The organism is Massilia varians (assembly GCF_027923905.1).
Lineage (GTDB): Bacteria > Pseudomonadota > Gammaproteobacteria > Burkholderiales > Burkholderiaceae_D > Telluria > Telluria varians_B.
Window position 1 is genome coordinate 728289 of record NZ_AP026966.1, and the last position, 21238, is coordinate 749526.

The 21238-nt window shown below is 62.6% G+C and carries 30 protein-coding genes; 29 read left to right on the forward strand and 1 reads right to left on the reverse strand.

Translation table 11 applies throughout. The features are described 5' to 3' along the window. Positions 1-4 precede the first annotated feature (4 nt). The 25 genes from rpsS to dsbD all read left to right on the forward strand — a co-directional run bounded on the left by rpsS (position 5) and on the right by dsbD (position 13731). Positions 5-280, forward strand: a complete 276-nt coding sequence (rpsS, locus tag MasN3_RS03315; RefSeq protein ID WP_005663463.1) for a 30S ribosomal protein S19 — start codon at positions 5-7, stop codon at positions 278-280. Further along, positions 277-609 (forward strand): 50S ribosomal protein L22, encoded by a 333-nt coding sequence (gene rplV / locus MasN3_RS03320; RefSeq protein WP_171085678.1) that lies wholly within the window; start codon positions 277-279, stop codon positions 607-609. The genes rpsS and rplV overlap by 4 nt, the downstream gene beginning before the upstream one ends. A gap of 11 nt (positions 610-620) precedes the next feature. Then, positions 621-1415, forward strand: coding sequence for a 30S ribosomal protein S3 (gene rpsC, locus MasN3_RS03325; protein ID WP_281912293.1), 795 nt, complete (start codon positions 621-623; stop codon positions 1413-1415). 2 nt (positions 1416-1417) lie between these two features. Next, a complete protein-coding gene (rplP, locus tag MasN3_RS03330) occupies positions 1418-1837 on the forward strand; it encodes a 50S ribosomal protein L16 (protein ID WP_027867255.1) in 420 nt (139 codons plus the stop codon). Between the two features lie 12 nt (positions 1838-1849). Next, positions 1850-2041, forward strand: coding sequence for a 50S ribosomal protein L29 (gene rpmC / locus MasN3_RS03335; protein WP_027867254.1), 192 nt, complete (start codon positions 1850-1852; stop codon positions 2039-2041). Further along, positions 2038-2310 (forward strand): 30S ribosomal protein S17, encoded by a 273-nt coding sequence (gene rpsQ / locus MasN3_RS03340; RefSeq protein ID WP_027867253.1) that lies wholly within the window; start codon positions 2038-2040, stop codon positions 2308-2310. The genes rpmC and rpsQ overlap by 4 nt, the downstream gene beginning before the upstream one ends. Before the next feature lie 225 nt (positions 2311-2535). Continuing rightward, positions 2536-2904, forward strand: coding sequence for a 50S ribosomal protein L14 (rplN, locus tag MasN3_RS03345; RefSeq protein WP_211519064.1), 369 nt, complete (start codon positions 2536-2538; stop codon positions 2902-2904). A gap of 9 nt (positions 2905-2913) precedes the next feature. Further along, positions 2914-3228 (forward strand): 50S ribosomal protein L24, encoded by a 315-nt coding sequence (gene rplX / locus MasN3_RS03350; RefSeq protein ID WP_036208955.1) that lies wholly within the window; start codon positions 2914-2916, stop codon positions 3226-3228. Between the two features lie 5 nt (positions 3229-3233). Then, positions 3234-3773, forward strand: a complete 540-nt coding sequence (gene rplE, locus MasN3_RS03355) for a 50S ribosomal protein L5 (protein WP_258826433.1) — start codon at positions 3234-3236, stop codon at positions 3771-3773. A gap of 4 nt (positions 3774-3777) precedes the next feature. Continuing rightward, positions 3778-4083 (forward strand): 30S ribosomal protein S14, encoded by a 306-nt coding sequence (rpsN, locus tag MasN3_RS03360; RefSeq protein ID WP_005663444.1) that lies wholly within the window; start codon positions 3778-3780, stop codon positions 4081-4083. 14 nt (positions 4084-4097) lie between these two features. Continuing rightward, positions 4098-4493, forward strand: a complete 396-nt coding sequence (rpsH, locus tag MasN3_RS03365) for a 30S ribosomal protein S8 (protein WP_027867250.1) — start codon at positions 4098-4100, stop codon at positions 4491-4493. A 9-nt stretch (positions 4494-4502) separates the two neighbouring features. Then, complete coding sequence (gene rplF, locus MasN3_RS03370) at positions 4503-5036, forward strand: 50S ribosomal protein L6 (RefSeq protein ID WP_281912295.1); 534 nt, start codon at positions 4503-4505, stop codon at positions 5034-5036. A gap of 11 nt (positions 5037-5047) precedes the next feature. Continuing rightward, positions 5048-5410: a 50S ribosomal protein L18 gene (rplR, locus tag MasN3_RS03375; RefSeq protein WP_005663438.1), complete on the forward strand. Its 363-nt coding sequence runs from the start codon at positions 5048-5050 to the stop codon at positions 5408-5410. A 12-nt stretch (positions 5411-5422) separates the two neighbouring features. Next, positions 5423-5941, forward strand: a complete 519-nt coding sequence (gene rpsE / locus MasN3_RS03380; RefSeq protein ID WP_183554232.1) for a 30S ribosomal protein S5 — start codon at positions 5423-5425, stop codon at positions 5939-5941. 11 nt (positions 5942-5952) lie between these two features. After that, positions 5953-6132, forward strand: coding sequence for a 50S ribosomal protein L30 (gene rpmD, locus MasN3_RS03385; protein WP_027867247.1), 180 nt, complete (start codon positions 5953-5955; stop codon positions 6130-6132). A gap of 28 nt (positions 6133-6160) precedes the next feature. Then, complete coding sequence (gene rplO, locus MasN3_RS03390; protein ID WP_258826430.1) at positions 6161-6592, forward strand: 50S ribosomal protein L15; 432 nt, start codon at positions 6161-6163, stop codon at positions 6590-6592. A 28-nt stretch (positions 6593-6620) separates the two neighbouring features. Beyond that, positions 6621-7955, forward strand: a complete 1335-nt coding sequence (gene secY, locus MasN3_RS03395) for a preprotein translocase subunit SecY (RefSeq protein WP_281912301.1) — start codon at positions 6621-6623, stop codon at positions 7953-7955. Positions 7956-7975: 20 nt separating this feature from the next. Continuing rightward, on the forward strand, positions 7976-8194 hold the full coding sequence (gene infA, locus MasN3_RS03400) for a translation initiation factor IF-1 (protein WP_005663428.1): 219 nt from the start codon (positions 7976-7978) through the stop codon (positions 8192-8194). Positions 8195-8230: 36 nt separating this feature from the next. Further along, positions 8231-8344, forward strand: a complete 114-nt coding sequence (gene rpmJ, locus MasN3_RS03405; RefSeq protein WP_005663407.1) for a 50S ribosomal protein L36 — start codon at positions 8231-8233, stop codon at positions 8342-8344. A 16-nt stretch (positions 8345-8360) separates the two neighbouring features. Further along, positions 8361-8726: a 30S ribosomal protein S13 gene (gene rpsM / locus MasN3_RS03410; RefSeq protein WP_027867244.1), complete on the forward strand. Its 366-nt coding sequence runs from the start codon at positions 8361-8363 to the stop codon at positions 8724-8726. 14 nt (positions 8727-8740) lie between these two features. Beyond that, complete coding sequence (gene rpsK / locus MasN3_RS03415; RefSeq protein ID WP_027867243.1) at positions 8741-9151, forward strand: 30S ribosomal protein S11; 411 nt, start codon at positions 8741-8743, stop codon at positions 9149-9151. A gap of 267 nt (positions 9152-9418) precedes the next feature. Further along, positions 9419-10042 carry a 30S ribosomal protein S4 gene (rpsD, locus tag MasN3_RS03420; protein WP_281912314.1) on the forward strand — a complete coding sequence of 208 codons (624 nt, stop codon included), beginning with the start codon at positions 9419-9421 and terminating at the stop codon, positions 10040-10042. A gap of 234 nt (positions 10043-10276) precedes the next feature. Next, positions 10277-11254, forward strand: coding sequence for a DNA-directed RNA polymerase subunit alpha (locus MasN3_RS03425; protein WP_027867241.1), 978 nt, complete (start codon positions 10277-10279; stop codon positions 11252-11254). A 121-nt stretch (positions 11255-11375) separates the two neighbouring features. Beyond that, on the forward strand, positions 11376-11771 hold the full coding sequence (gene rplQ / locus MasN3_RS03430; protein WP_281912317.1) for a 50S ribosomal protein L17: 396 nt from the start codon (positions 11376-11378) through the stop codon (positions 11769-11771). Positions 11772-11895: 124 nt separating this feature from the next. Continuing rightward, positions 11896-13731, forward strand: a complete 1836-nt coding sequence (gene dsbD, locus MasN3_RS03435; protein WP_281912320.1) for a protein-disulfide reductase DsbD — start codon at positions 11896-11898, stop codon at positions 13729-13731. A gap of 209 nt (positions 13732-13940) precedes the next feature. Here the strand turns inward: dsbD and MasN3_RS03440 are convergent, their stop codons facing one another. Further along, complete coding sequence (locus tag MasN3_RS03440) at positions 13941-14504, reverse strand: Spy/CpxP family protein refolding chaperone (RefSeq protein WP_281912322.1); 564 nt, start codon at positions 14502-14504, stop codon at positions 13941-13943. A 204-nt stretch (positions 14505-14708) separates the two neighbouring features. Here MasN3_RS03440 and MasN3_RS03445 point away from each other — a divergent pair, with 204 nt between their 5' ends. From MasN3_RS03445 to MasN3_RS03460, 4 genes are all read left to right on the forward strand, one after another. Beyond that, on the forward strand, positions 14709-15437 hold the full coding sequence (locus tag MasN3_RS03445) for a response regulator (protein WP_281912325.1): 729 nt from the start codon (positions 14709-14711) through the stop codon (positions 15435-15437). Further along, positions 15434-16795, forward strand: a complete 1362-nt coding sequence (locus MasN3_RS03450; RefSeq protein ID WP_281912327.1) for an ATP-binding protein — start codon at positions 15434-15436, stop codon at positions 16793-16795. The genes MasN3_RS03445 and MasN3_RS03450 overlap by 4 nt, the downstream gene beginning before the upstream one ends. Positions 16796-16949: 154 nt before the next feature. Next, positions 16950-18146: an efflux RND transporter periplasmic adaptor subunit gene (locus tag MasN3_RS03455; RefSeq protein WP_281912329.1), complete on the forward strand. Its 1197-nt coding sequence runs from the start codon at positions 16950-16952 to the stop codon at positions 18144-18146. Next, the gene (locus MasN3_RS03460) at positions 18143-21235 is read left to right on the forward strand and encodes an efflux RND transporter permease subunit (protein ID WP_281912331.1); all 3093 of its coding nucleotides are present in this window, start codon (positions 18143-18145) and stop codon (positions 21233-21235) included. Before MasN3_RS03455 ends, MasN3_RS03460 begins: the two co-directional genes overlap by 4 nt. Positions 21236-21238 lie beyond the last annotated feature (3 nt).

Below are 21238 nucleotides of genomic sequence, written 5' to 3' on the forward strand. Positions count from 1 at the left end.
ACACATGACTCGTTCATTGAAAAAAGGGCCGTTCATTGACGCCCACCTGGTGAAGAAAGTCGAAGCCGCGCAAGCGACCAAAGACAAGAAGCCAGTCAAAACCTGGTCGCGCCGCTCGACGATCACTCCTGACTTCATCGGTCTGACCATCGCCGTGCACAACGGCAAGGTCCACGTGCCGGTGTACGTGTCGGAGAACATGGTCGGCCACAAGCTCGGCGAATTCGCGCTGACCCGTACGTTCAAGGGCCACGCTGCTGACAAGAAGGCGAAACGATAATGGAAACTAAAGCAATCCTCAAAGGCGTTCGCCTGTCGGAACAAAAGGGCCGCCTGGTGGCAGACCTGATCCGCGGCAAGAAAGTTGACGCAGCACTCAACATTCTGCAGTTCAGCCCGAAGAAGGGCGCGACCATCATCAAGAAGGTTCTCGAGTCGGCAATCGCCAACGCGGAACACAACGATGGCGCCGACATCGACGAGCTGAAGGTCGTGCAGATCTACGTTGAAAAGGGCCCGATCCTGAAGCGCTTCACCGCACGTGCGAAGGGCCGCGGCGATCGCATTTCGAAACAATCCTGTCACATCTACGTGACTGTCGGTAACTAAGGGGTCACACGATGGGTCAGAAAATCCACCCAACCGGCTTCCGCCTGGCGGTCACCCGTAACTGGGCGTCGCGCTGGTATGCTGGCAACGGCAACTTCGCCGAAATGCTGAAGGAAGACCTGGAAGCTCGCGCTTTCCTGAAGAAGAAGCTGAAGAACGCTTCGGTCGGCCGTATCGTCATCGAGCGTCCTGCCAAGAACGCGCGCTTCACCATCTACTCGTCGCGTCCTGGCGTCGTGATCGGCAAGAAGGGCGAAGACATCGAAGTGCTGAAGTCGTCGCTGACGAAGATCATGGGCGTGCCTGTGCACGTCAATATCGAAGAGATCCGCAAGCCGGAAATCGATTCGCAGCTGATCGCCGATTCGATCGCCCAGCAGCTCGAAAAGCGCATCATGTTCCGTCGCGCCATGAAGCGTGCGATGCAGAACGCCATGCGTCTGGGCGCTGTCGGCATCAAGATCATGTCGTCGGGCCGCCTGAACGGCATCGAAATCGCACGTACCGAATGGTACCGCGAAGGCCGTGTGCCTCTGCACACCCTGCGCGCCGATATCGACTACGGCACCAGCGAAGCATCGACCACCTACGGCATCATCGGCGTCAAGGTGTGGGTCTACAAGGGCGATCGTTCGGCAACGGGCGAAGCACCAGTGATCGACACCCCGGCCGACGAGAAGAAGCCACGCGGCCCGCGCCGCGATGACGGCAAGCCTGCCGGCCGTGGCCGTCCGGGCGCCAAGCCAGGTACCGCACCAGCAGGCCGCCGCGCTGCCAAGCCGGCTGCTGAGAAAGCAGGAGAATAAGCATGCTGCAGCCAAACCGCAGAAAGTATCGTAAAGAGCAGAAGGGCCGTAACACCGGCATTTCGCACACCCGCGGCACCTCGGTGTCGTTCGGTGAGTTCGGCCTGAAGGCAGTTGCCCGCGGCCGTATCACCGCACGTCAGATCGAAGCTGCACGTCGCGCGATGACCCGTCACATCAAGCGTGGCGGCCGTATCTGGATCCGTATCTTCCCGGACAAGCCGATCTCGAACAAGCCGGCCGAAGTCCGTATGGGTAACGGTAAGGGTAACCCGGAGTACTACGTCGCTGAAATCCAGCCAGGCAAAGTCCTGTACGAGATGGACGGCGTTGCTGAAGAACTGGCGCGCGAAGCGTTCCGCCTGGCCGCTGCCAAACTGCCGCTGGCGACCACGTTCGTGGTCCGTCAAGTCGGCCAATAACAGGAGTTGAATATGAAAGCATCGGAACTCCGCGGCAAGGACCAGGAAGCGCTGCAGAAGGAGCTGAATGAGCTGCTGAAGGCCCAGTTCGGCCTGCGCATGCAAATCGCTACCCAGCAGCTGGGCAATACCGCGCAGCTCAAGAAAGTACGTCGCGACATCGCGCGTGTGAAGACTGTGATGAACTCGAAGGAAGCCAAATGAACGACACCACTAAAACGGCGCTGAAGCGTACGCTGGTCGGCAAGGTCGTGTCCGACAAAATGGACAAGACGGTGACCGTCCTGATCGAGCGTCACGTGAAGCACCCGCTGTACGGCAAGATCATCGTGCGTTCGAACAAGTATCACGCGCACGACGAGACCAACCAGGTCAAGACCGGCGACACGGTCGAGATCACGGAAGGTCGCCCGATCTCGAAGACGAAGGCCTGGACCGTGACCCGTGTTGTGCAGCAAGCACAGGTCATCTAAAGCCTAAAAATTTGTCTTGCGTGGCCCGCTGGTATCTGTGATACTAGCGGGCTTCGTTCATGTGTTGCCGCAGTATGCCCCCGCGGTTCTGCGGCCTGTAACGAATGGAAAGTCCATCACCCAAACATGGGGCTCCAGCAGGGGCGTCATGGCGGGACCAAGACTGACCGCAGGCCCACGGTTTCCGTGGGGTTTTCTACGGCTTAAGTTGGGAAAGAAAATACTATGATTCAAACCGAAAGCCGGCTCGAAGTGGCCGACAACACCGGTGCCAAGGAAGTTCTGTGCATCAAGGTGTTGGGCGGCTCGAAGCGCCGTTATGCGAGCATTGGCGACATCATCAAGGTCACCGTGAAGGTGGCTGCGCCGCGTGGTCGCGTCAAGAAGGGCGAAATTTACAACGCCGTGGTTGTGCGTACCGCTAAAGGTGTGCGCCGCCAGGACGGTTCCCTGGTGAAGTTCGATGGCAATGCCGCCGTCCTGCTGAACAGCAAGCTGGAGCCGATCGGTACCCGTATCTTTGGACCGGTCACGCGCGAACTGCGTACCGAGAAGTTCATGAAGATCGTGTCCCTGGCACCTGAAGTTCTGTAAGGAGTCGACATGGATAAGATTCGTAAAAACGACGAAGTCATCGTTCTGGCCGGTAAAGACAAGGGCAAGCGTGGCGTCGTTCAGAAGCGTGTAGACGCTGAACACGTCATCGTTGAAGGCGTCAACGTCGCTAAAAAAGCGACCAAGCCGAACCCGATGACCGGTGTTACTGGTGGTATCGTCGACAAGACTATGCCGATTCACGTGTCGAACGTCGCGCTGTTCAACGCTGCGACCGGCAAGGCAGATCGCGTTGGCTTCAAAGATGTGGACGGCAAAAAAGTCCGCGTCTTCAAGTCGAACGGCGAAGTAGTGAAGGGGTAAGATAAATGGCCCGTCTCCAACAAATTTACAAAGACAAGATCGTCGCCGAACTGACCGAGAAATTCGGCTACAAGTCGGTGATGGAAGTCCCGCGCCTGACCAAGATCACCCTGAACATGGGTCTGTCGGAAGCAGTCGCCGACAAGAAAGTCATCGAGCACGCCACTGGCGACCTGACCAAGATCGCCGGCCAGAAGCCGGTCGTCACCAAGGCACGCAAGGCAATCGCAGGCTTCAAGATCCGCGAAGGCTACCCGATCGGCACGATGGTCACCCTGCGTGGCAATCGCATGTACGAATTCCTGGACCGCTTCATCACCGTGGCCCTGCCGCGCGTGCGTGACTTCCGTGGTGTCAACGGCAAATCCTTCGATGGCCGTGGCAACTACAACATCGGCGTCAAAGAGCAGATCATCTTCCCGGAAATCGATTACGACAAGATCGATGCGCTGCGTGGCATGAACATCTCGATCACCACCACCGCTAAGACCGACGAAGAAGCCAAAGCGCTGCTCGCCGCCTTCAAATTCCCGTTCAGGAACTAAGAGCATGGCAAAACTTGCACTGATTAACCGCGAACAGAAGCGTGCAGACCTGGTGGAGAAATTCGCCGCAAAGCGTGCAGCTCTGAAAGCAATCATCGACGACCAGTCGAAGTCGGAAGAAGAACGTTACGAAGCGCGCCTGAAGCTGCAGGCTCTGCCGCGCAACTCGGCCCCGACCCGCCAGCGTAACCGCTGCGCCATGACCGGCCGTCCACGTGGCACTTTCCGTAAATTCGGTCTGGCCCGTACCAAACTCCGCGAATTCGCCATGAAAGGCGAAATCCCGGGTATGACCAAAGCTAGCTGGTAATAGGAGAATAAGCAATGAGTATGAGCGATCCTATCGCCGATATGCTGACCCGCATCCGCAACGCACAGACCGTTTCGAAGACCACCGTCAACATGCCGTCGTCGAAAGTCAAAGTTGCGATCGCCAACGTCCTGAAGGACGAGGGTTACATCGAAGATTTCGCCGTGACCACCGAAGGTGGCAAGGCTGAACTGAAAATCGGTTTGAAGTATTACACCGGCCGTCCGGTCATCGAGCGCATCGAGCGCGTGTCCCGTCCTGGCCTGCGCGTCTACAAAGGCAAGAACGAGATCCCGTCGGTCATGAACGGCCTGGGCGTGGCAATCGTCTCGACCCCGCAGGGCGTGATGACCGATCGCAAGGCACGTGCTACCGGTGTCGGTGGCGAAGTGCTGTGCTACGTGGCTTAAGGAGTAGACATGTCTCGAGTAGCTAAGATGCCAATCGCCGTCCCGGCAGGTACCGATGTCGCGATCACCGCGTCGTCGATCACCGTCAAGGGCCCGCTCGGCACCCTGACCCAGTCCCTGAACGGCCTGGTCAAAGTGGAAAACAACAACGGCACGCTGACCTTCAACGTGGTGGACGATTCCCGTGAATCGAACGCCATGTCGGGCACCCTGCGCGCCCTGGTTAACAACATGGTTACCGGCGTCACCAAGGGCTTCGAGCGCAAGCTGAACCTGGTGGGCGTGGGCTACAAGGCAGCTGTGCAGGGCAACGCCCTGAACCTGTCGCTGGGCTTCTCGCACCCGGTGCTGCACGCGATGCCGGAAGGCGTCACCGCGACCACCCCGACCCCGACCGAAATCGTGATCAAGGGTATCGATCGCCAGAAGGTCGGCCAGACGGCCGCTGAAGTGCGCGCTTACCGCGCTCCTGAGCCTTACAAGGGCAAGGGCGTCCGTTATTCGGACGAAGTGGTGAAGCTTAAAGAAACCAAGAAGAAATAATCGGAGCTGACATGGACAAGAAACAATCGCGTCTGCGTCGCGGACGTCAAACCCGCATCAAGATCGCCCAGCTGGGCGTGAACCGTCTGTCGGTTCACCGCACCAACCTGCACATCTATGCGAACCTGATCAGCCCGGACGCTAAGGTGCTGGTGTCGGCCTCGACGCTGGAAGCTGAAGTGCGTGCTGAACTGGCAGGCAAGACCGGCGCCGGCGGCAACGCTGCCGCTGCTGCCCTGGTTGGCAAGCGCGTCGCAGAGAAAGCACTGAAAGCAGGAATCACCGAAGTCGCATTCGACCGTTCGGGTTTCCGTTACCACGGCCGTGTGAAGGCGCTGGCAGAAGCCGCGCGTGAAGCCGGTCTGAAGTTCTAAGGAAGAATCGTCATGGCAAAAATGCAAGCGAAAATGGCAAGCGACAAGCCGGATGATGGCATGCGCGAGAAAATGATCGCGATCAACCGCGTCACCAAAGTGGTGAAGGGTGGTCGTATCATGGGTTTTGCAGCGCTGACCGTTGTCGGTGACGGCGATGGCCGCATCGGCATGGGCAAAGGCAAGTCGAAGGAAGTTCCTGTCGGCGTGCAAAAAGCGATGGAAGAAGCCCGCCGCAACCTGATCAAGGTGCCCCTCAAGAACGGTACGCTGCACCACACCGTGTCGGGCCGTCACGGCGCGTCGCGCGTCATGATGATGCCGGCCAAGCCTGGTACCGGCGTGATCGCTGGTGGCGCAATGCGCGCTATCTTCGAGGTGATGGGCGTGACCGACGTGGTCGCCAAGTCGACCGGTTCGTCGAACCCGTACAACCTGGTTCGTGCCACCCTCGACGGCCTGTCGAAAATGAGCACTGCCTCCGACATCGCTGCCAAGCGCGGCAAGTCGGTTGAAGACATCCTGGGTTAAGGGGAACACACATGGCAAACACTGTCAAAGTCAAGCTCGTCAAGGGCCTGATCGGTACCCGTCAGGATCACCGTGCCACCGTGCGCGGCCTGGGTCTGCGTCGTGTCAACTCGGTCTCCGAGCTGCAGGACACCCCAGCTGTGCGTGGCATGATCAACAAAGTCGCGTACCTCGTTAAAGTTGTTTCGTAAGCCCTCGGGCTTACGTACGGAGAAATCAATGGAACTCAATACCATTCAACCAGCTGACGGCGCCAAGCACGCGAAGCGTCGCGTTGGCCGCGGTATCGGCTCGGGCCTGGGCAAGACTGCCGGCCGCGGTCACAAGGGTCAGAAATCGCGTTCGGGCGGCTTCCACAAAGTCGGCTTCGAAGGCGGTCAGATGCCTCTGCAGCGTCGTCTGCCGAAGCGCGGCTTCAAGTCGCTGAACGCCAGCTTCAAGGCTGAAGTTCGTCTGTCGGACCTGAACAACCTGGCCGTCGGCGAAATCGACATCCTGGTGCTCAAGCAAGCAGGCATCCTGCCGGTGGTGGCACGCGACGTGCGCGTCATCCTGTCGGGCGAGATCACCAAAGCGGTGACCCTCAAGGGCCTGAAGGCAACGGCCGGCGCGAAAGCGGCGATCGAAGCAGCTGGCGGTTCGGTCGCTTAATTGCGGCCCTGCCTGATCGGAGCAAAAATTGGCGACTAATTCACAACTTGGTAAAAGCGCCGCTTCCGGCTTCCCCTGGGGTCGGCTGTGGTTTTTGCTTGGCGCATTGGTCGTGTACCGCATCGGTGCTCATATCCCGGTCCCCGGGATTGACCCGGTGCAGCTGGCAGCGCTGTTCAAGCAGAACGAAGGCGGCATCCTGGGCATGTTCAACATGTTCTCGGGTGGCGCCCTGTCCCGCTTTACCGTGTTCGCCCTCGGCATCATGCCTTACATTTCGGCTTCGATCATCATGCAGCTTGCATCGATCGTCTCGCCGCAACTCGAGGCGCTGAAGAAAGAGGGCGAAGCCGGCCGCCGCAAGATCACCCAGTACACCCGTTACTTCACGGTGGCACTGGCACTGTTCCAGGCGTTCGGTATCGCGGTCGCGCTCGAAGCGCAGCCTGGTCTCGTGCTCGATCCGGGCATGGGCTTCCGCTTCGTCACGGTGGTGACGCTCCTGACCGGCACCATGTTCCTCATGTGGCTGGGCGAGCAGATCACCGAGCGTGGTCTTGGCAACGGTATTTCGATCATCATTTTTGCCGGTATCGCAGCAGGTCTGCCGTCGGCCCTGGGTGGCTTGTTCACTCTGGTCTCGAACGGTTCGATCAGCAGCATCGCCGCGATCATCATCGTGATTCTGGTGGTGGCCGTGACGTATGCCGTCGTGTTCGTGGAACGCGGGCAGCGCAAGATTCTGGTCAATTACGCTAAACGCCAGGTCGGCAACAAGATCTACGGTGGCCAAACCAGCCATCTGCCCTTGAAGCTGAACATGGCAGGCGTGATCCCGCCGATCTTCGCCTCCTCGATCATCCTGTTCCCGGCGACGATCGTCGACTGGTACACGCGAGGCAAGGACGCCAGTGGCCCGTTCATCGGGTTCCTGAAAGACCTGGCCGCCTCGCTGACGACTGGTGAGCCGATCCACGCGTTGCTGTATGCGGTGGCGATTGTGTTCTTCTGCTTCTTCTATACGGCGCTGGTATTTAACAGCAAGGAAACGGCGGACAACTTGAAGAAGAGCGGCGCGTTTGTTCCGGGCATCCGTCCGGGCGAGCAGACTGCACGCTACATCGACAAGATCCTGATGCGCCTGACCCTGGCCGGTGCGGTCTATATCACCCTGGTGTGCCTGGTGCCGGAGTTCATGACCTCGCAGTGGAAAGTTCCTTTCTACTTCGGTGGCACGTCGCTCCTCATCGTTGTTGTGGTGACGATGGACTTCATGGCACAAGTGCAGAACTACGTCATGTCGCAGCAATATGATTCGCTGCTGCGCAAGGCGAATTTCAAGGGCGGAATTCCGTCGCGATAAGCGGGGAAGGCATAGAGCGTATGGCAAAAGACGACGTCATCCAAATGCAAGGGGAGATTCTGGAGAATCTCCCGAACGCAACATTTCGCGTGAAGCTGGAAAACGGGCACGTGGTACTGGGACATATCTCGGGTAAAATGCGCATGAATTACATCCGCATTCTCCCGGGTGACAAGGTAACGGTGGAGTTGACTCCGTATGACCTGTCCCGGGCCCGCATTGTGTTCCGCACCAAGTAAAAATCATTAAAGTAAACGAACCGAAGAGAGTGCAAAATGAAAGTTAACGCTTCAGTCAAGCGGATCTGCCGCAACTGCAAGATCATCAAGCGCAAGGGCGTGGTCCGTGTGATCTGCGTCGAGCCGCGTCACAAGCAGCGTCAAGGTTAATTTCGAGGAATAACGAATGGCACGTATTGCAGGGGTTAACATCCCAAATCATCAGCACACCGTGATCGGCCTGACGGCTATCTACGGTATTGGCCGCCCACGTTCGCAGAAGATCTGCGATTCGACCGGCATCGCTACCAACAAGAAGGTCAAGGACCTCGACGATAACGAACTCGAGAAGCTGCGCGACGAAGTTGCGAAGTTTGTCGTGGAAGGCGACCTGCGCCGCGAACTGTCCATGAACATCAAGCGTCTGATGGACCTGGGCTGCTACCGCGGCATGCGTCACCGCAAGGGCCTGCCAGTGCGCGGTCAGCGTACCCGCACCAATGCTCGTACCCGCAAGGGCCCGCGCAAGGCAGCTCAATCGCTCAAGAAATAATCTAGGAACCGACCATGGCCAAGCAACAGAGCAGCGCAGCCGCAGCAGCAGCCCGCGCACGCAAGAAAGTCAAGAAGAACGTTGCCGAGGGTATCGCCCACGTGCACGCGTCCTTCAACAACACCATCATCACGATCACCGACCGTCAGGGCAATGCTCTGTCGTGGGCAACCTCCGGCGGCGCCGGCTTCAAGGGTTCGCGCAAATCGACCCCGTTCGCAGCGCAGGTTGCTGCCGAAGCCGCAGGCAAGGTCGCTCAGGAATCGGGCGTGAAGAACCTGGAAGTGCGCATCAAGGGCCCAGGCCCTGGCCGTGAGTCGGCTGTGCGTGCACTGAACAACCTGGGTATCAAGATCACCGAAATCCAGGACGTGACCCCGGTTCCGCACAACGGCTGCCGTCCGCCGAAGCGTCGTCGTATCTAATACGACGCTGACTCGGCAGTGGGAGAGGGTGCAAACCCTCGCCTGCGTCGCGAAAAGCCAACAACGGGGCCTTGCGCCCCGTTGTGTTTTACCGAATTGACCGGTGTAGTAGCCCAAAAATGGGTTATACTGCCCGGCTCTTGTCGTCTGCCGTTTCTACGGCCGGCGTTTTTTCAAGCCACGTCCATCGAAACGCAGCGGTGGACTAGCGCCTGCCGCATCGCTCGCGATGCCTCCGGGGCGTGATTATTATTTTAAGGATTCAACGTGGCACGTTATATCGGACCAAAAGCAAAACTGTCGCGCCGTGAAGGCACCGACCTGTTCCTGAAGAGCGCACGCCGCTCGCTCGACTCGAAGTGCAAACTGGACGTCAAGCCAGGCCAGCACGGCGTCAAGTCGGGTGCTCGCACCTCGGACTACGGCAACCAGCTGCGTGAAAAGCAGAAGGTCAAGCGTATCTACGGCGTGCTCGAGCGCCAGTTCCGCCGCTACTTCGCTGAAGCATCGCGCCGCAAGGGCAACACCGGCGAGACCCTGCTGAAGCTGCTGGAATCGCGCCTGGACAACGTCTGCTACCGCATGGGCTTCGGCTCGACCCGCGCCGAAGCGCGCCAGCTGGTGAGCCACAAGGCCTTCACCGTCAACGGTCAAGTCGTGAACATCGCTTCGTACCAGGTCAAGACCGGCGACGTCATCGCCGTGCGCGAAAAGGCCAAGAAGCAAGTGCGTATCGCTGAAGCACTGTCGCTGGCCGAGCAAGTCGGTTTCCCGAGCTGGGTCTCGGTCGATGCCAAGAAGTTCGAAGGCACCTTCCGTTCGTTCCCGGAGCGTAACGAGATCGCTGCCGACGTCAACGAAGCGCTGATCGTCGAACTGTACTCGCGTTAATGTCGACTGGGGACGGCTTGCCGTCCCCTTGTCGTCGAACCCCGCTCGTGCGGGGGACGATGGCGGGGCAGTGCGGGTGCAGCAGGCACGGCCTGGCACCGCAGCGGATCCTCGATTCCTGTCCTTCCATCGCATTCGAATTCGTCTCACCGCCTGCTCGCCGAGCAGGCGCTTTCTATTAATGCCATCAGCCTTATCGGTGTAACGAGCCGAGGGTATTGAAAAGGACATTTCATGCAAAACAGTCTGTTGAAGCCACGTATCATCGATGTCGAAGCAATCGCTCCTGGTCACGCTAAAGTCGTGATGGAGCCGTTCGAGCGTGGCTATGGCCACACCCTGGGCAACGCGCTGCGCCGCGTGCTGCTGTCGTCGATGATCGGCTACGCGCCGACCGAAGTGACGATCGCCGGTGTCGTGCACGAATACTCGTCGCTGGACGGTGTGCAGGAAGACGTCGTCGACCTGCTGCTGAACCTGAAGGGCGTGGTCTTCAAGGTCCACAACCGTGACTCCGTCACCCTGACCCTGAAGAAGGAAGGCGAAGGCGCCGTGCTGGCGTCGGACATCGACCTGCCGCATGACGTGGAACTGATCAATCCGGATCACGTCATCGCCCACCTGACCGCCGGCGGCAAGCTGGACATGCAGATCAAGGTCGAGAAGGGCCGCGGCTATGTGCCGGGCAACGTGCGCCGCCTGTCGGAAGACACCAACAAGACCATCGGCCGCATTATCCTGGACGCATCGTTCTCGCCGGTCCGCCGCGTGTCGTACGCCGTGGAATCGGCCCGTGTCGAGCAGCGTACCGACCTGGACAAGCTGATCATCAACATCGAAACCAACGGCGTCATCACCCCGGAAGAAGCGATCCGCCAGTCGGCACGCGTGCTGGTCGACCAGCTGAACGTGTTCGCTGCCCTGGAAGGCACCGAAGCCGCCGCCGAAGCACCGTCGCGTGCTCCGCTGGTCGATCCGATCCTGCTGCGTCCGGTGGACGACCTGGAACTGACCGTCCGTTCGGCGAACTGCCTGAAGGCCGAGAACATCTACTACATCGGCGACCTGATCCAGCGTTCGGAAAACGAACTGCTGAAGACGCCGAACCTGGGCCGCAAGTCGCTCAACGAAATCAAGGAAGTGCTGGCATCCCGTGGCCTGACCCTGGGCATGAAGCTGGAAAACTGGCCACCGGCAGGTCTGGAGAAGTAATTGCTGTACCTGCCCGGACAATGTCTGTCCGGGCAGTCTTTAACCACCAAAACCGGTCCGCGGTCATGCCCTGGCGTGAACGATCGAAGAACTGGAATGTAAACACTCGAAAGGAAGTACCATGCGTCACCGTCACGGCCTCCGTAAGCTGAACCGTACCTCGTCCCACCGCCTGGCCATGCTGCGCAACATGACCGTTTCGCTGCTGCGTCATGAAGCCATCAAGACCACCCTGCCGAAAGCCAAGGAACTGCGCCGCGTCGTCGAGCCGATCCTGACCCTTGGCAAGACCGACACCCTGGCCAACAAGCGTCTGGCGTTCTCGCGCCTGCGCGACCGCGAAATGGTCCTGAAGCTGTTCGCTGAACTGGGCCCGCGCTACGCAAACCGCAACGGCGGCTACCTGCGTATCCTGAAGATGGGTTTCCGTGTTGGCGACAACGCTCCGATGGCCTACGTCGAGCTGGTCGATCGTCCGGAAGTCGGCACCGCTGAAGAAGCGCCGACCGCCGAGTAATCACGGTCGCTTCAAGAAAAACCAGGCTTTCATGCCTGGTTTTTTTTCGCGTTAAGCGTCGCCACAGGCAAGGATGCGCATACCGGTGTACCATTCCGGCGGGCACCAACACTCCTTGCTTACCATGATCCGATTTTCCGTCCGCCGCCTGTGGCTGGTCTGCACGGCGCTGCTGACCTTGTTCGTCTTCCTGCATGCGGGCGCCGCGCGCGCCCAACAGGACTTCCTTGATCCCGCGATCGCCTTCCGTTTCGAGGCGCGCATGGCCGAACCGCAGACACTGGAAGTGCGCTACCAGATCGCCGACGGCTACTACATGTACCGCGAGCGCTTCGCGTTCCGCGCCAACGGCGTCAAGCTCGGCACCCCCGAGATTCCGCCCGGGAAGGTGAAGTACGACGAGACCTTCCAGAAGGATGTCGAGACCTACAAGGGCGAGCTGGTGATCCGCATCCCGGTCGAGGGCAGCGGTCCGTTCACCCTGACGGCCGAGAGCCAGGGCTGCGCCGACGCCGGCCTGTGCTATCCGCCGCAGGAGCATGCTGCCCAGTTGTCCGCAGGTTCCGGCGGCGGCGGCGCGCCCGCGCTGCCGATCGGCGCCAATGCCCCCCAGATGTCGACCGCGCCGTTGGCGCCGGCGCCGGCCATGGACGCCGCGCCCGCCGCTCCGGTCCAGGCGCCCGCCGCGGCCGCGGCCCAGCCCTCGGACATGGCCGGCATCGCCGGCATCCTCGAGGGCGGCCGCCTGCTGGCGATCGTCCCGGCCTTCGTCCTGCTCGGCCTGGGCCTGGCCTTCACGCCCTGCGTGCTGCCGATGGTGCCGATCCTGTCCTCGATCATCGTCGGCGAAGGCCGCCAGGTCAGCCGTTCGCGCGGTTTCATCTTATCAAGCACCTATTCGCTCGGCATGGCCATCGTCTACACGGCGCTGGGCGTGGCCGCCGGCCTGGCAGGGGAGGGCCTGGCCGCCGCCCTGCAGAATCCCTGGGTGCTGGGCGCGTTCGCCCTCCTGATCGTGGCGATGGCGATGTCGATGTTCGGCTTCTACCAACTGCAGATGCCGGCCGCGCTGCAGACCCGGCTCGCGACTACCGCCGGCCGCCAGTCGGGCGGCAAGCTTGCCGGCGTGTTCGCCATGGGCGCCATCTCGGCCCTGATCGTCGGGCCCTGCGTGGCCGCGCCCCTGGCCGGGGCCCTGGTCTACATCAGCCAGACCCGCGACGTGGTGATCGGTGGGGCGGCCCTGTTCGCGATGGCGGTCGGGATGAGCATTCCGCTGCTGCTGGTCGGCGTCTCGGCCGGCTCGCTGCTGCCGCGCGCCGGGGCATGGATGGAGTCGGTCAAGCGCCTGTTCGGCGTGCTGATGCTGGCGATGGCCCTGTGGCTGGTGTCGCCGGTGCTGCCGCCGATGGCGCAGATGCTGGGCTGGGCCGCACTGCTGTTCGGCTATGGTTTTTATCTCCTGCGCAAGCACCGGCACTGGGCCTCGATGGCCGCCGGGGCCGCGTTTGCCGTGCTGGGAGCGGTGCAGCTGGTCGGCGCCGCCACCGGCGGGCGCGATGCGCTGGCCCCGCTGGCGCACCTGACGGGCGGCGCCCACCAGGGCCTGGCGTTCAAGCGCATCAAGACGGTGCAGGACCTCGACCGCGAGCTGGCCGATACTGGCGGCAAGACCGTGATGCTGGATTTTTATGCCGACTGGTGCGTGTCCTGTAAGGAGATGGAGAGGTTCACCTTCGTTGACCCGGCGGTGCAGGCGAAGCTGGCCAATACCATCCTGCTGCAGGTCGACGTGACCGCCAACGACGCCGAGGACAAGGCGATGCTGAAGCGTTTTAAGCTGTTCGGGCCGCCGGGGATCATCCTGTTCGGGCCGGACGGGCAGGAAATTCCGGATAGCCGGGTGATCGGCTACCAGGACGCAAAGAAGTTCCTGAATTCGCTGGCCAAGCTGCCTTGAGTTGAACAAAAAAGACGCCCCGAGGGCTAATGCCGTTCAGTTAAGCGTAGGGTGGCCGGGTTTCCCGGCCACGCGTTCAACTCCATTTTGCTCTGCCACAGTGCATTGGTGACTTGGACGCGCGGTCGGCGAAGCCGACCACCCTACATTTTTACGCTAACTGAACGGTATTAGCCCCGAGGGCGTCTTTTTTACATCGATGCGGACGATCAGCCGCGCATCATCTTGCCATGGCCGCCGTGGTGACGGCCGCCGCGGCGCTGCTGCTGCTCGTCGAACACCTTGCGCTGTTCCGGCGTAAGGGCCGCGTACAGGCTGTTCAGGGCCGACAGGCGCGCTTCCATGCGGGCGGTGCGCTCCTTCTGCAGGGCGATGCGGCGCTCCAGGCGCTGCGGTGCGCTCAAGGCGGCGCGTTGTTCCTTGTTCAGGCGCTGGCCGGCACGCTCGCCTTTTTGCGGCGGATTCATGCTGGCCACGAAGGCCTGCCACACCGGCTGCTGGGCCGGGGTCAGCTTCAGCGATTCGGCCAGCTTGGCCTGGCGCGCGGCTCGCATCTCGGCACGCTTGGCGCGGAACTCGGCCATTTTCGCCTGACGCTGCTCGGGAGTCAGCTGGCGGAATTCGGCGCGCTTGGCTTCGCGCTGTTCCTTGCTCATGGCGTGGCCGTGGCGGCCCTCGAGCGGCGCGGCGGTCTGCGCCTGCACGCCGAGCGAGGCGCCGGCGATGCCGAGCGCGGTCAGGACGATCACGATGTTTTTGCGGACGGTGTTCATTGTGTATTCCTTTGGTGAGAGTCAGTATGGTGTGCACTTTGCATCCGGACTGCTCGCTGCACGGTTCCCATCATCGATCCAAACTGTAACCATGGGATTTCCCCTGTCCGATACTTTGTATCAATATGTTTCGCGCCGATGAGCATATACATGCCGATACAAAACCGCTGTCCATGCTTGCTTTAGATGCGGATAATTGAGGCTATGGATAATCCCTCTACGATTTTGATTGTCGACGACGATCGCGACATCCGCACCCTGCTCGCCGACTACCTGGAATCGAACGGCTACCGCACCATGTCGGCCGCCGACGGCACCGGCATGTGGAAGGCGCTCGACGACGCCCGCCCCGACCTGATCGTGCTCGACCTGAACATGCCGGGCGACGACGGCCTGACCCTGTGCCGCAAGCTGCGCGCCACCTCCAGCCTGCCGGTCATCATGCTGACCGCCCGCAACGAACCGCTCGACCGCATCCTCGGCCTCGAGATGGGCGCCGACGACTACCTGCCGAAGCCCTTCGAGCCGCGCGAGTTGCTGGCCCGCATCCGCAGCGTGCTGCGCCGCTCGCACGCGATGCCTTCGAATGTGCCGTCCGAGAACGTGCAGCAGATGCGCTTCTCCGGCTGGACCCTGGACCTGACCGCGCGCCACCTGGTCAATCCGCAGGGCGTGGTCATCATGCTCTCGGGTGCCGAGTTCCGCCTGTTGCGCGTGTTCCTGGAACACCCGAACCGCGTGCTCAACCGCGACCAGCTGCTCAACCTGACCCAGGGGCGCGACGCCGACCCCTTCGACCGTTCGATCGACATCCAGATCTCGCGCCTGCGCCAGAAGCTGGGCGAGGACGCGCGCATGCCCCAGATCATCAAGACCGTGCGTAACGGCGGTTACGTGCTGGCCGGCCAGGTGACCGTGGAGCCGCCTGCGTGAAAGCCTTCTTCGGATCGATGACCGGACGCGTGTTCATCACGCTATTGCTCGGTATCCTGATCTCCGCAGCACTGACGCAGCTGGCCGCCGACCTCGAACGCCAGCGCGTCATCGAGCAGCAGCGCGACCAGCACCTGCTCGAGCGCGCCGAACAACTGGTGATGGCGACCGAAATCGTGCCGGCCTCGGCGCGTTCGGTCTACCTGTCGGTGGCGAACCGCCCGGGCCTGCGCCTGGAAGTCGGCAACCCCCAGCCGCTGGCGGCGGCGCAGAGCTGGTTCGCGCGCTCGCTGGCGGCGCGCCTGGGCGACGGCTACGGCATCAGCTCGGCGGCCAACCGTCCGGCCTCGTGCGACATGCCGCACCAGCAGGCCGTGCTCTACGGCCTGATCCGCACCCAATGGCACGGCGCCTGCGAAAGCCTGAACGTGCGCCTGCGCGACGGCGAGGAACTGCGCCTGTCGGTGCTGCCGCCGCGCTCGGCGTTTACCGGCCCCGAAACCGACTACCGCGTCACCATCGGCCTGTTCCTGCTCAGCATCGCCGCGCTCGCCTACGTGGTGGCGCGCATGACCACCCGTCCGCTGAAAGTGCTGGCGCGCGCCGCCCAGGACCTGGGCCACGACATCAATCGCGCGCCGCTCGCCTTGAGCGGCGCCAGCGAGATCCGTCAGGCCAGCGCCGCCTTCAATGCGATGCAGGCGCGGATCCGCCAGTACATCTTTCAGCGTACCCAGATGCTGGCGGCGATCACGCATGACCTGCAGACGCCGCTGACCCGCATGCGCCTGCGCCTTGAAAAGGTGCCGGACGTCGAGCTGCAGGAACGCCTGATCGGCGACCTGTCGGCCATGCAGGCCATGGTGCGCGAAGGCCTGGTGCTGGCGCGCAGCATGGACACCACCGAGAACATGCAGATGCTGGACCTCGATTCGCTGCTGGAAGCCGTGTGCGCCGACGCCGTCGACGCCGGCCAGCAGGTGACGCTCAAGGGGCAGGCCAGCATGGCCCTGCTGGGCCGGCCGCTGGACCTGCGCCGCTGCCTCGGCAACCTGATCGACAACGCGGTGAAGTACGGCCGCGACGTACGGGTCTGCGTCGACCGCATCAACGGCGCGGCCCGCATCCGTATCCGCGACAGCGGCCCCGGCATCCCCGCGGCAGAGCTGGGCCGGGTGTTCGATCCGTTCTACCGCGTCGAAACCTCGCGTTCGCGCGAGTCCGGCGGCACCGGCCTGGGCCTGACCATCGCCCGCAACATCGCCGAACAGCATGGCGGCAGCATCGCGCTGGCCAACCATCCGGAAGGCGGACTGGAAGTGACTCTGGTACTGCCGGAGTATTACCCGAACAAATAAGGGACAGACAAAGCGCAAGCTTGTGATCACACCATCGTGGATACACAATCTTGAAACATGGCCGCGCGAGAATGCAGCACCGCGTATTTTGCGCACGCGCGGATAACACAAGCACAAGAGAAAGAGCCGCAGGGACTGGCGGCAAGGGACGAACATGAAAAAGAAGAATGCGGGATGGATTGTCGGTGTCGTGGCGCTGGCCGTCGCCGGCGCCTGGTACCTGAACAAGGGTGACGGTGCCCACGCCGACAATGGACAAGGCGGCAAGGGGCCGGGCGGCAAGGGCGGCATGCCGCCGACCACCGTCAACGTGGTGGCGCCGCAGCGCCAGGACGTGGGCGTGGAACTGTCCGCCAACGGCACCGTGACCCCGGTCCGTACCGTCGACCTGCATCCGCAGACCACCGCCACCATCCGCCAGGTCCACATCCGCGAAGGCCAGTTCGTCAAGGAAGGCCAGGTCATGTTCTCGCTCGACGACCGCGCCGACCGCGCCAACGTCGCCCGCGCCGAAGCGCAGGTGGCGCAGAACCGCGCCACCCTGGCCGACCTCGAGCGCCAGTACAAGCGCAGCCAGGAGCTCGCGGCCCAGAATTTCCTGTCCCAGAGCGCGGTCGACTCCCTCAAGAGCCAGGTCGAGGCGGCGCGTGCGCTGGTGGCAAGCAATGCCGCGGCCGCGCGCGCCAGCCAGGTCAGCGCCAGCTACACCACCATCCGCGCCCCGATGTCGGGCCGCGTCGGCGCCATCGACATCCATCCGGGCGCCCTTGTGCAGCCGGCCACGTCCCTGACCACCATCACCCAGCTCGACCCGATCGACGTCTCCTTCAACATGCCGGAGTCAAGCCTCGGCGCACTGCTGACGGCCCAGCGTGCCGGCAAGGTGGCGGTGCAGGCCAGCACCGGACCCGAGGCCAAGCCGGTCACCGGCGAGCTGAAATTCGTGGACAACGCGGTCGACCCGGCCGCCGGCACCATCCGCGTGAAGGCCCAGTTCGCCAACCCGGACGCGATGCTGTGGCCGGGCCAGTACGTGACCACCCGCGTCACCACGCAGATCATCCGCGACGCCGTCGTGATCCCGCAGAACGCCATCATCACCAGCACCCAGGGCACCTTCGTGTACGTGGTGGGCGAGGGCAACGAGGCGAAACAGGTCAAGGTGGCGCGCCTGCACGGCTTCGGCGAGTATGCTGCCGTGACCGGCCTGACCGGCAACGAGAAGGTCATCACCGAAGGCAAGCAGAATCTGCGTCCGGGCGGCAAGGTGCGCCCGGCTGGCGCCAAGCCCCAGGATGCAGCCGCATCGAACGCAGCGATGCCGGCCGCACAGAAGGGTGACAAGGCATGAACCTGTCCGAACTGTGTATCCGCCGTCCCGTGATGGTGGTGCTGATGTCGATCAGCCTGGTGCTGGTCGGCGTCCTGGCCTACATGCACATCCCGGTCGCGGCGTTGCCGAGCTATAACACGCCGGTCATCAACGTCAACGCCAACCTGCCGGGCGCCAGCCCGGAGAACATGGCCTCGTCGGTCGCGCTGCCGCTGGAAAAGCAGTTCGCGACCATCGCCGGCATCAAGATGATCAGCTCGACGAACACGCAGGGCAACACCTCGCTGACGCTCGAGTTCGACGAATCGATCGACGTCAACGAAGCCGCCGTCGACGTGCAGGCCGCGCTGCTGCAGGTGCAGCGCCAGCTGCCGCAGGAGATGACCGACCTGCCGTCCTACCGCAAGATCAATCCGGCCGACTCCCCGATCCTGTTCATGCACATGACCTCGCCGTCAATGGACTTGTCGGAGCTGAACGACTACGCGGAAAACCTGGTCTCGCCGGCGATCTCGACCCTGCCGGGCATTGCCCAGGTGACGGTCAACGGCGGCAAGCGCTTCGCAGTGCGGGTGCGTGCCCAGCATGACCTGATGAACGCACGCAATATCTCGATGTCGGAACTGGCCACCGCGCTGCGTTCGGCCAACTCGATCACCCCGCTCGGCATCCTGGACGGCCCCAGCCAGACCCTGACCATCCAGGGCGGCGGCCAGCTGATGCGCGCCGCCGACTTCGCCGGCCTGATCGTCGCCACCCGCGACGGCCTGCCGGTGCGCCTGCGCGACATCGCCCAGGTCGAGGACAGCTACCAGTCGGTCAAGGCCACCGGCAGCCTGAACGGCGAACGCTCGATCGTGCTGATGGTGCAGCGCCAGCCGAACGCCAACACCGTGCAGGTGGTCGACTCGGTGCGCGCACTGATGCCGCGTTTCGAAACCCAGCTGCCGCAGTCGATCAAGATCCACCTGGTCAACGACCGCTCGGACTCGATCCGCGAGGCGATCCACGACGTCAACCTGACCCTGGCCGGCACCGTCGTGCTGGTCATCCTGGTGATCTTCCTGTTCCTGCACCGCCTGACCGCGACCTTCATCCCGGCCGTCACGGTGCCGATCTCGCTGCTGGGCGCGCTCTCGCTGCTGTACGCCTTCGGCTACAGCCTCGACAACATCTCGCTGCTCGGCATCACGCTGGCGGTCGGCCTGGTGGTCGACGACGCCATCGTGGTGCTGGAAAACATCGTGCGCCACATGGAAATGGGCAAGAAGCCGATGCAGGCGGCCCTGGTCGGCTCGCGCGAAATGGGCTTCACCATCATCTCGATCTCGATCTCGCTGGTGGCGGTGTTCATTCCGATCTTCTTCATGCCGGGCGTGATCGGCCTGCTGTTCCGCGAATTCGCCGTAATCGTCGGCCTGGCCGTGCTGGTCTCGGCCGTGGTGTCGCTGACCCTGGTGCCGATGCTGTGCTCGCGCCTGATCAAGCATGGCGGCCACGTCGATCCGAAAGAAATGTCCTGGGTCGGCCGCCGCTTCGAAGCGATGTTCACCAATGTGCGCGACGGCTACGGCCGCACCCTGGACATGGCGCTGCGCCACCGTTTCCTGGTGCTGATGCTGGCGCTCGGCACCTTCGTGCTGACCGCCGTGCTGTACATGACCATGCCGAAGGGCTTCTTCCCTGAAGAAGACATCGGCCAGCTGCGCGTGACCGTCGAGGCTTCGGAAGACACTTCCTCGGTGGCGCTGCAGAAGCTGCAGGCCCAGGTGGTGGATATCGTGCGCGCCAACCCGCACGTGAAGGACGTGACCTCGTTCACCGGCGGCGGCAATACCGGCCGCATGTTCCTGGTGCTGAAGCCGCGCAGCGAGCGCCCGCCGATGCCGGAAGTGGTCGACGCCCTGCGCAAGGCCACCCGCCAGGTGGCAGGCGTGCAGGTGTTCATGTCGCCGGTGCAGAACCTGCAGCTGGGCGGACGCCAGTCCAAGAGCCGCTACCAGTACACGCTGCAGAGCGTGTCGGGCGGCGAGATCGGCGGCTGGGCCGAGCAGTTCCTGGAGCGCATGCGCGCCGACCAGCGCTTCCGCGACGTCACCAGCGACTCGCAGAACAAGGCGCTGCAGGCCACCATCGACATCGACCGCGACAAGGCCGCGCTGCTGGGCGTCGAAATGGCCGACATCCGCACCGTGCTGTACGCGTCCTTCGGCGAGCGCCAGGTCTCGACCATCTACTCGACCGCGGCCAGCTACTACGTGATCCTGGAAGCGGCGGCTGCCGACCGCTACTACGACGAAGCGCTGTCGCGCGTCTCGGTGCGTTCCAAGAAAGGCGACCTGGTCAAGCTGTCCAGCTTCGCCACGGTCAAGCGCACGGTCGGCCCGCTGGCGGTCAACCACCAGGGCCAGCTGCAGGCGATCACGCTGTCCTTCAACCTGGCGCCGGGCGTGCCGCTCGGCGACGCCACCGCCGCCATCGAGCAGATGGGCCGCGACATGAAGCTGCCGGCCTCGATCATCACCAACTACGGCGGCGACGCGGCGGTGTTCAAGGACACCCAGTCGAGCCAGCTCATCCTGATCATCACCGCCATCGGCGTGATCTACGTGCTGCTGGGCGTGCTGTACGAGAGCTACATCCACCCGATCACCATCCTGGCCGGCCTGCCGTCCGCCGCGGTGGGGGCGCTGCTGACGCTGTGGATGTTCGACATGGACCTGACCCTGATCGCGATGATCGGTATCCTGATGCTGATCGGTATCGTCAAGAAGAACGCGATCATGATGATCGACTTCGCCCTCGACGCCCAGCGCAACGGGGGCATGAGTCCCCAGGACGCGATCCGCGAAGCCTGCATCCTGCGCTTCCGCCCGATCCTGATGACCACGCTGGCCGCGATGATGGGCGCGCTGCCGATCGCGCTGGGCATCGGCGCCGGCGCCGAGCTGCGCCAGCCGCTGGGCCTGGCCGTGGTCGGCGGCCTGATCTTCTCGCAGGTGATCACCCTGTACATCACTCCGGTCATCTACCTGTACCTGGACAAGTACAGCGGCACCGGTCCGATGACGGACCGCCAGCTGGCCAAGCTGGAAGCAGCGCACTGATGC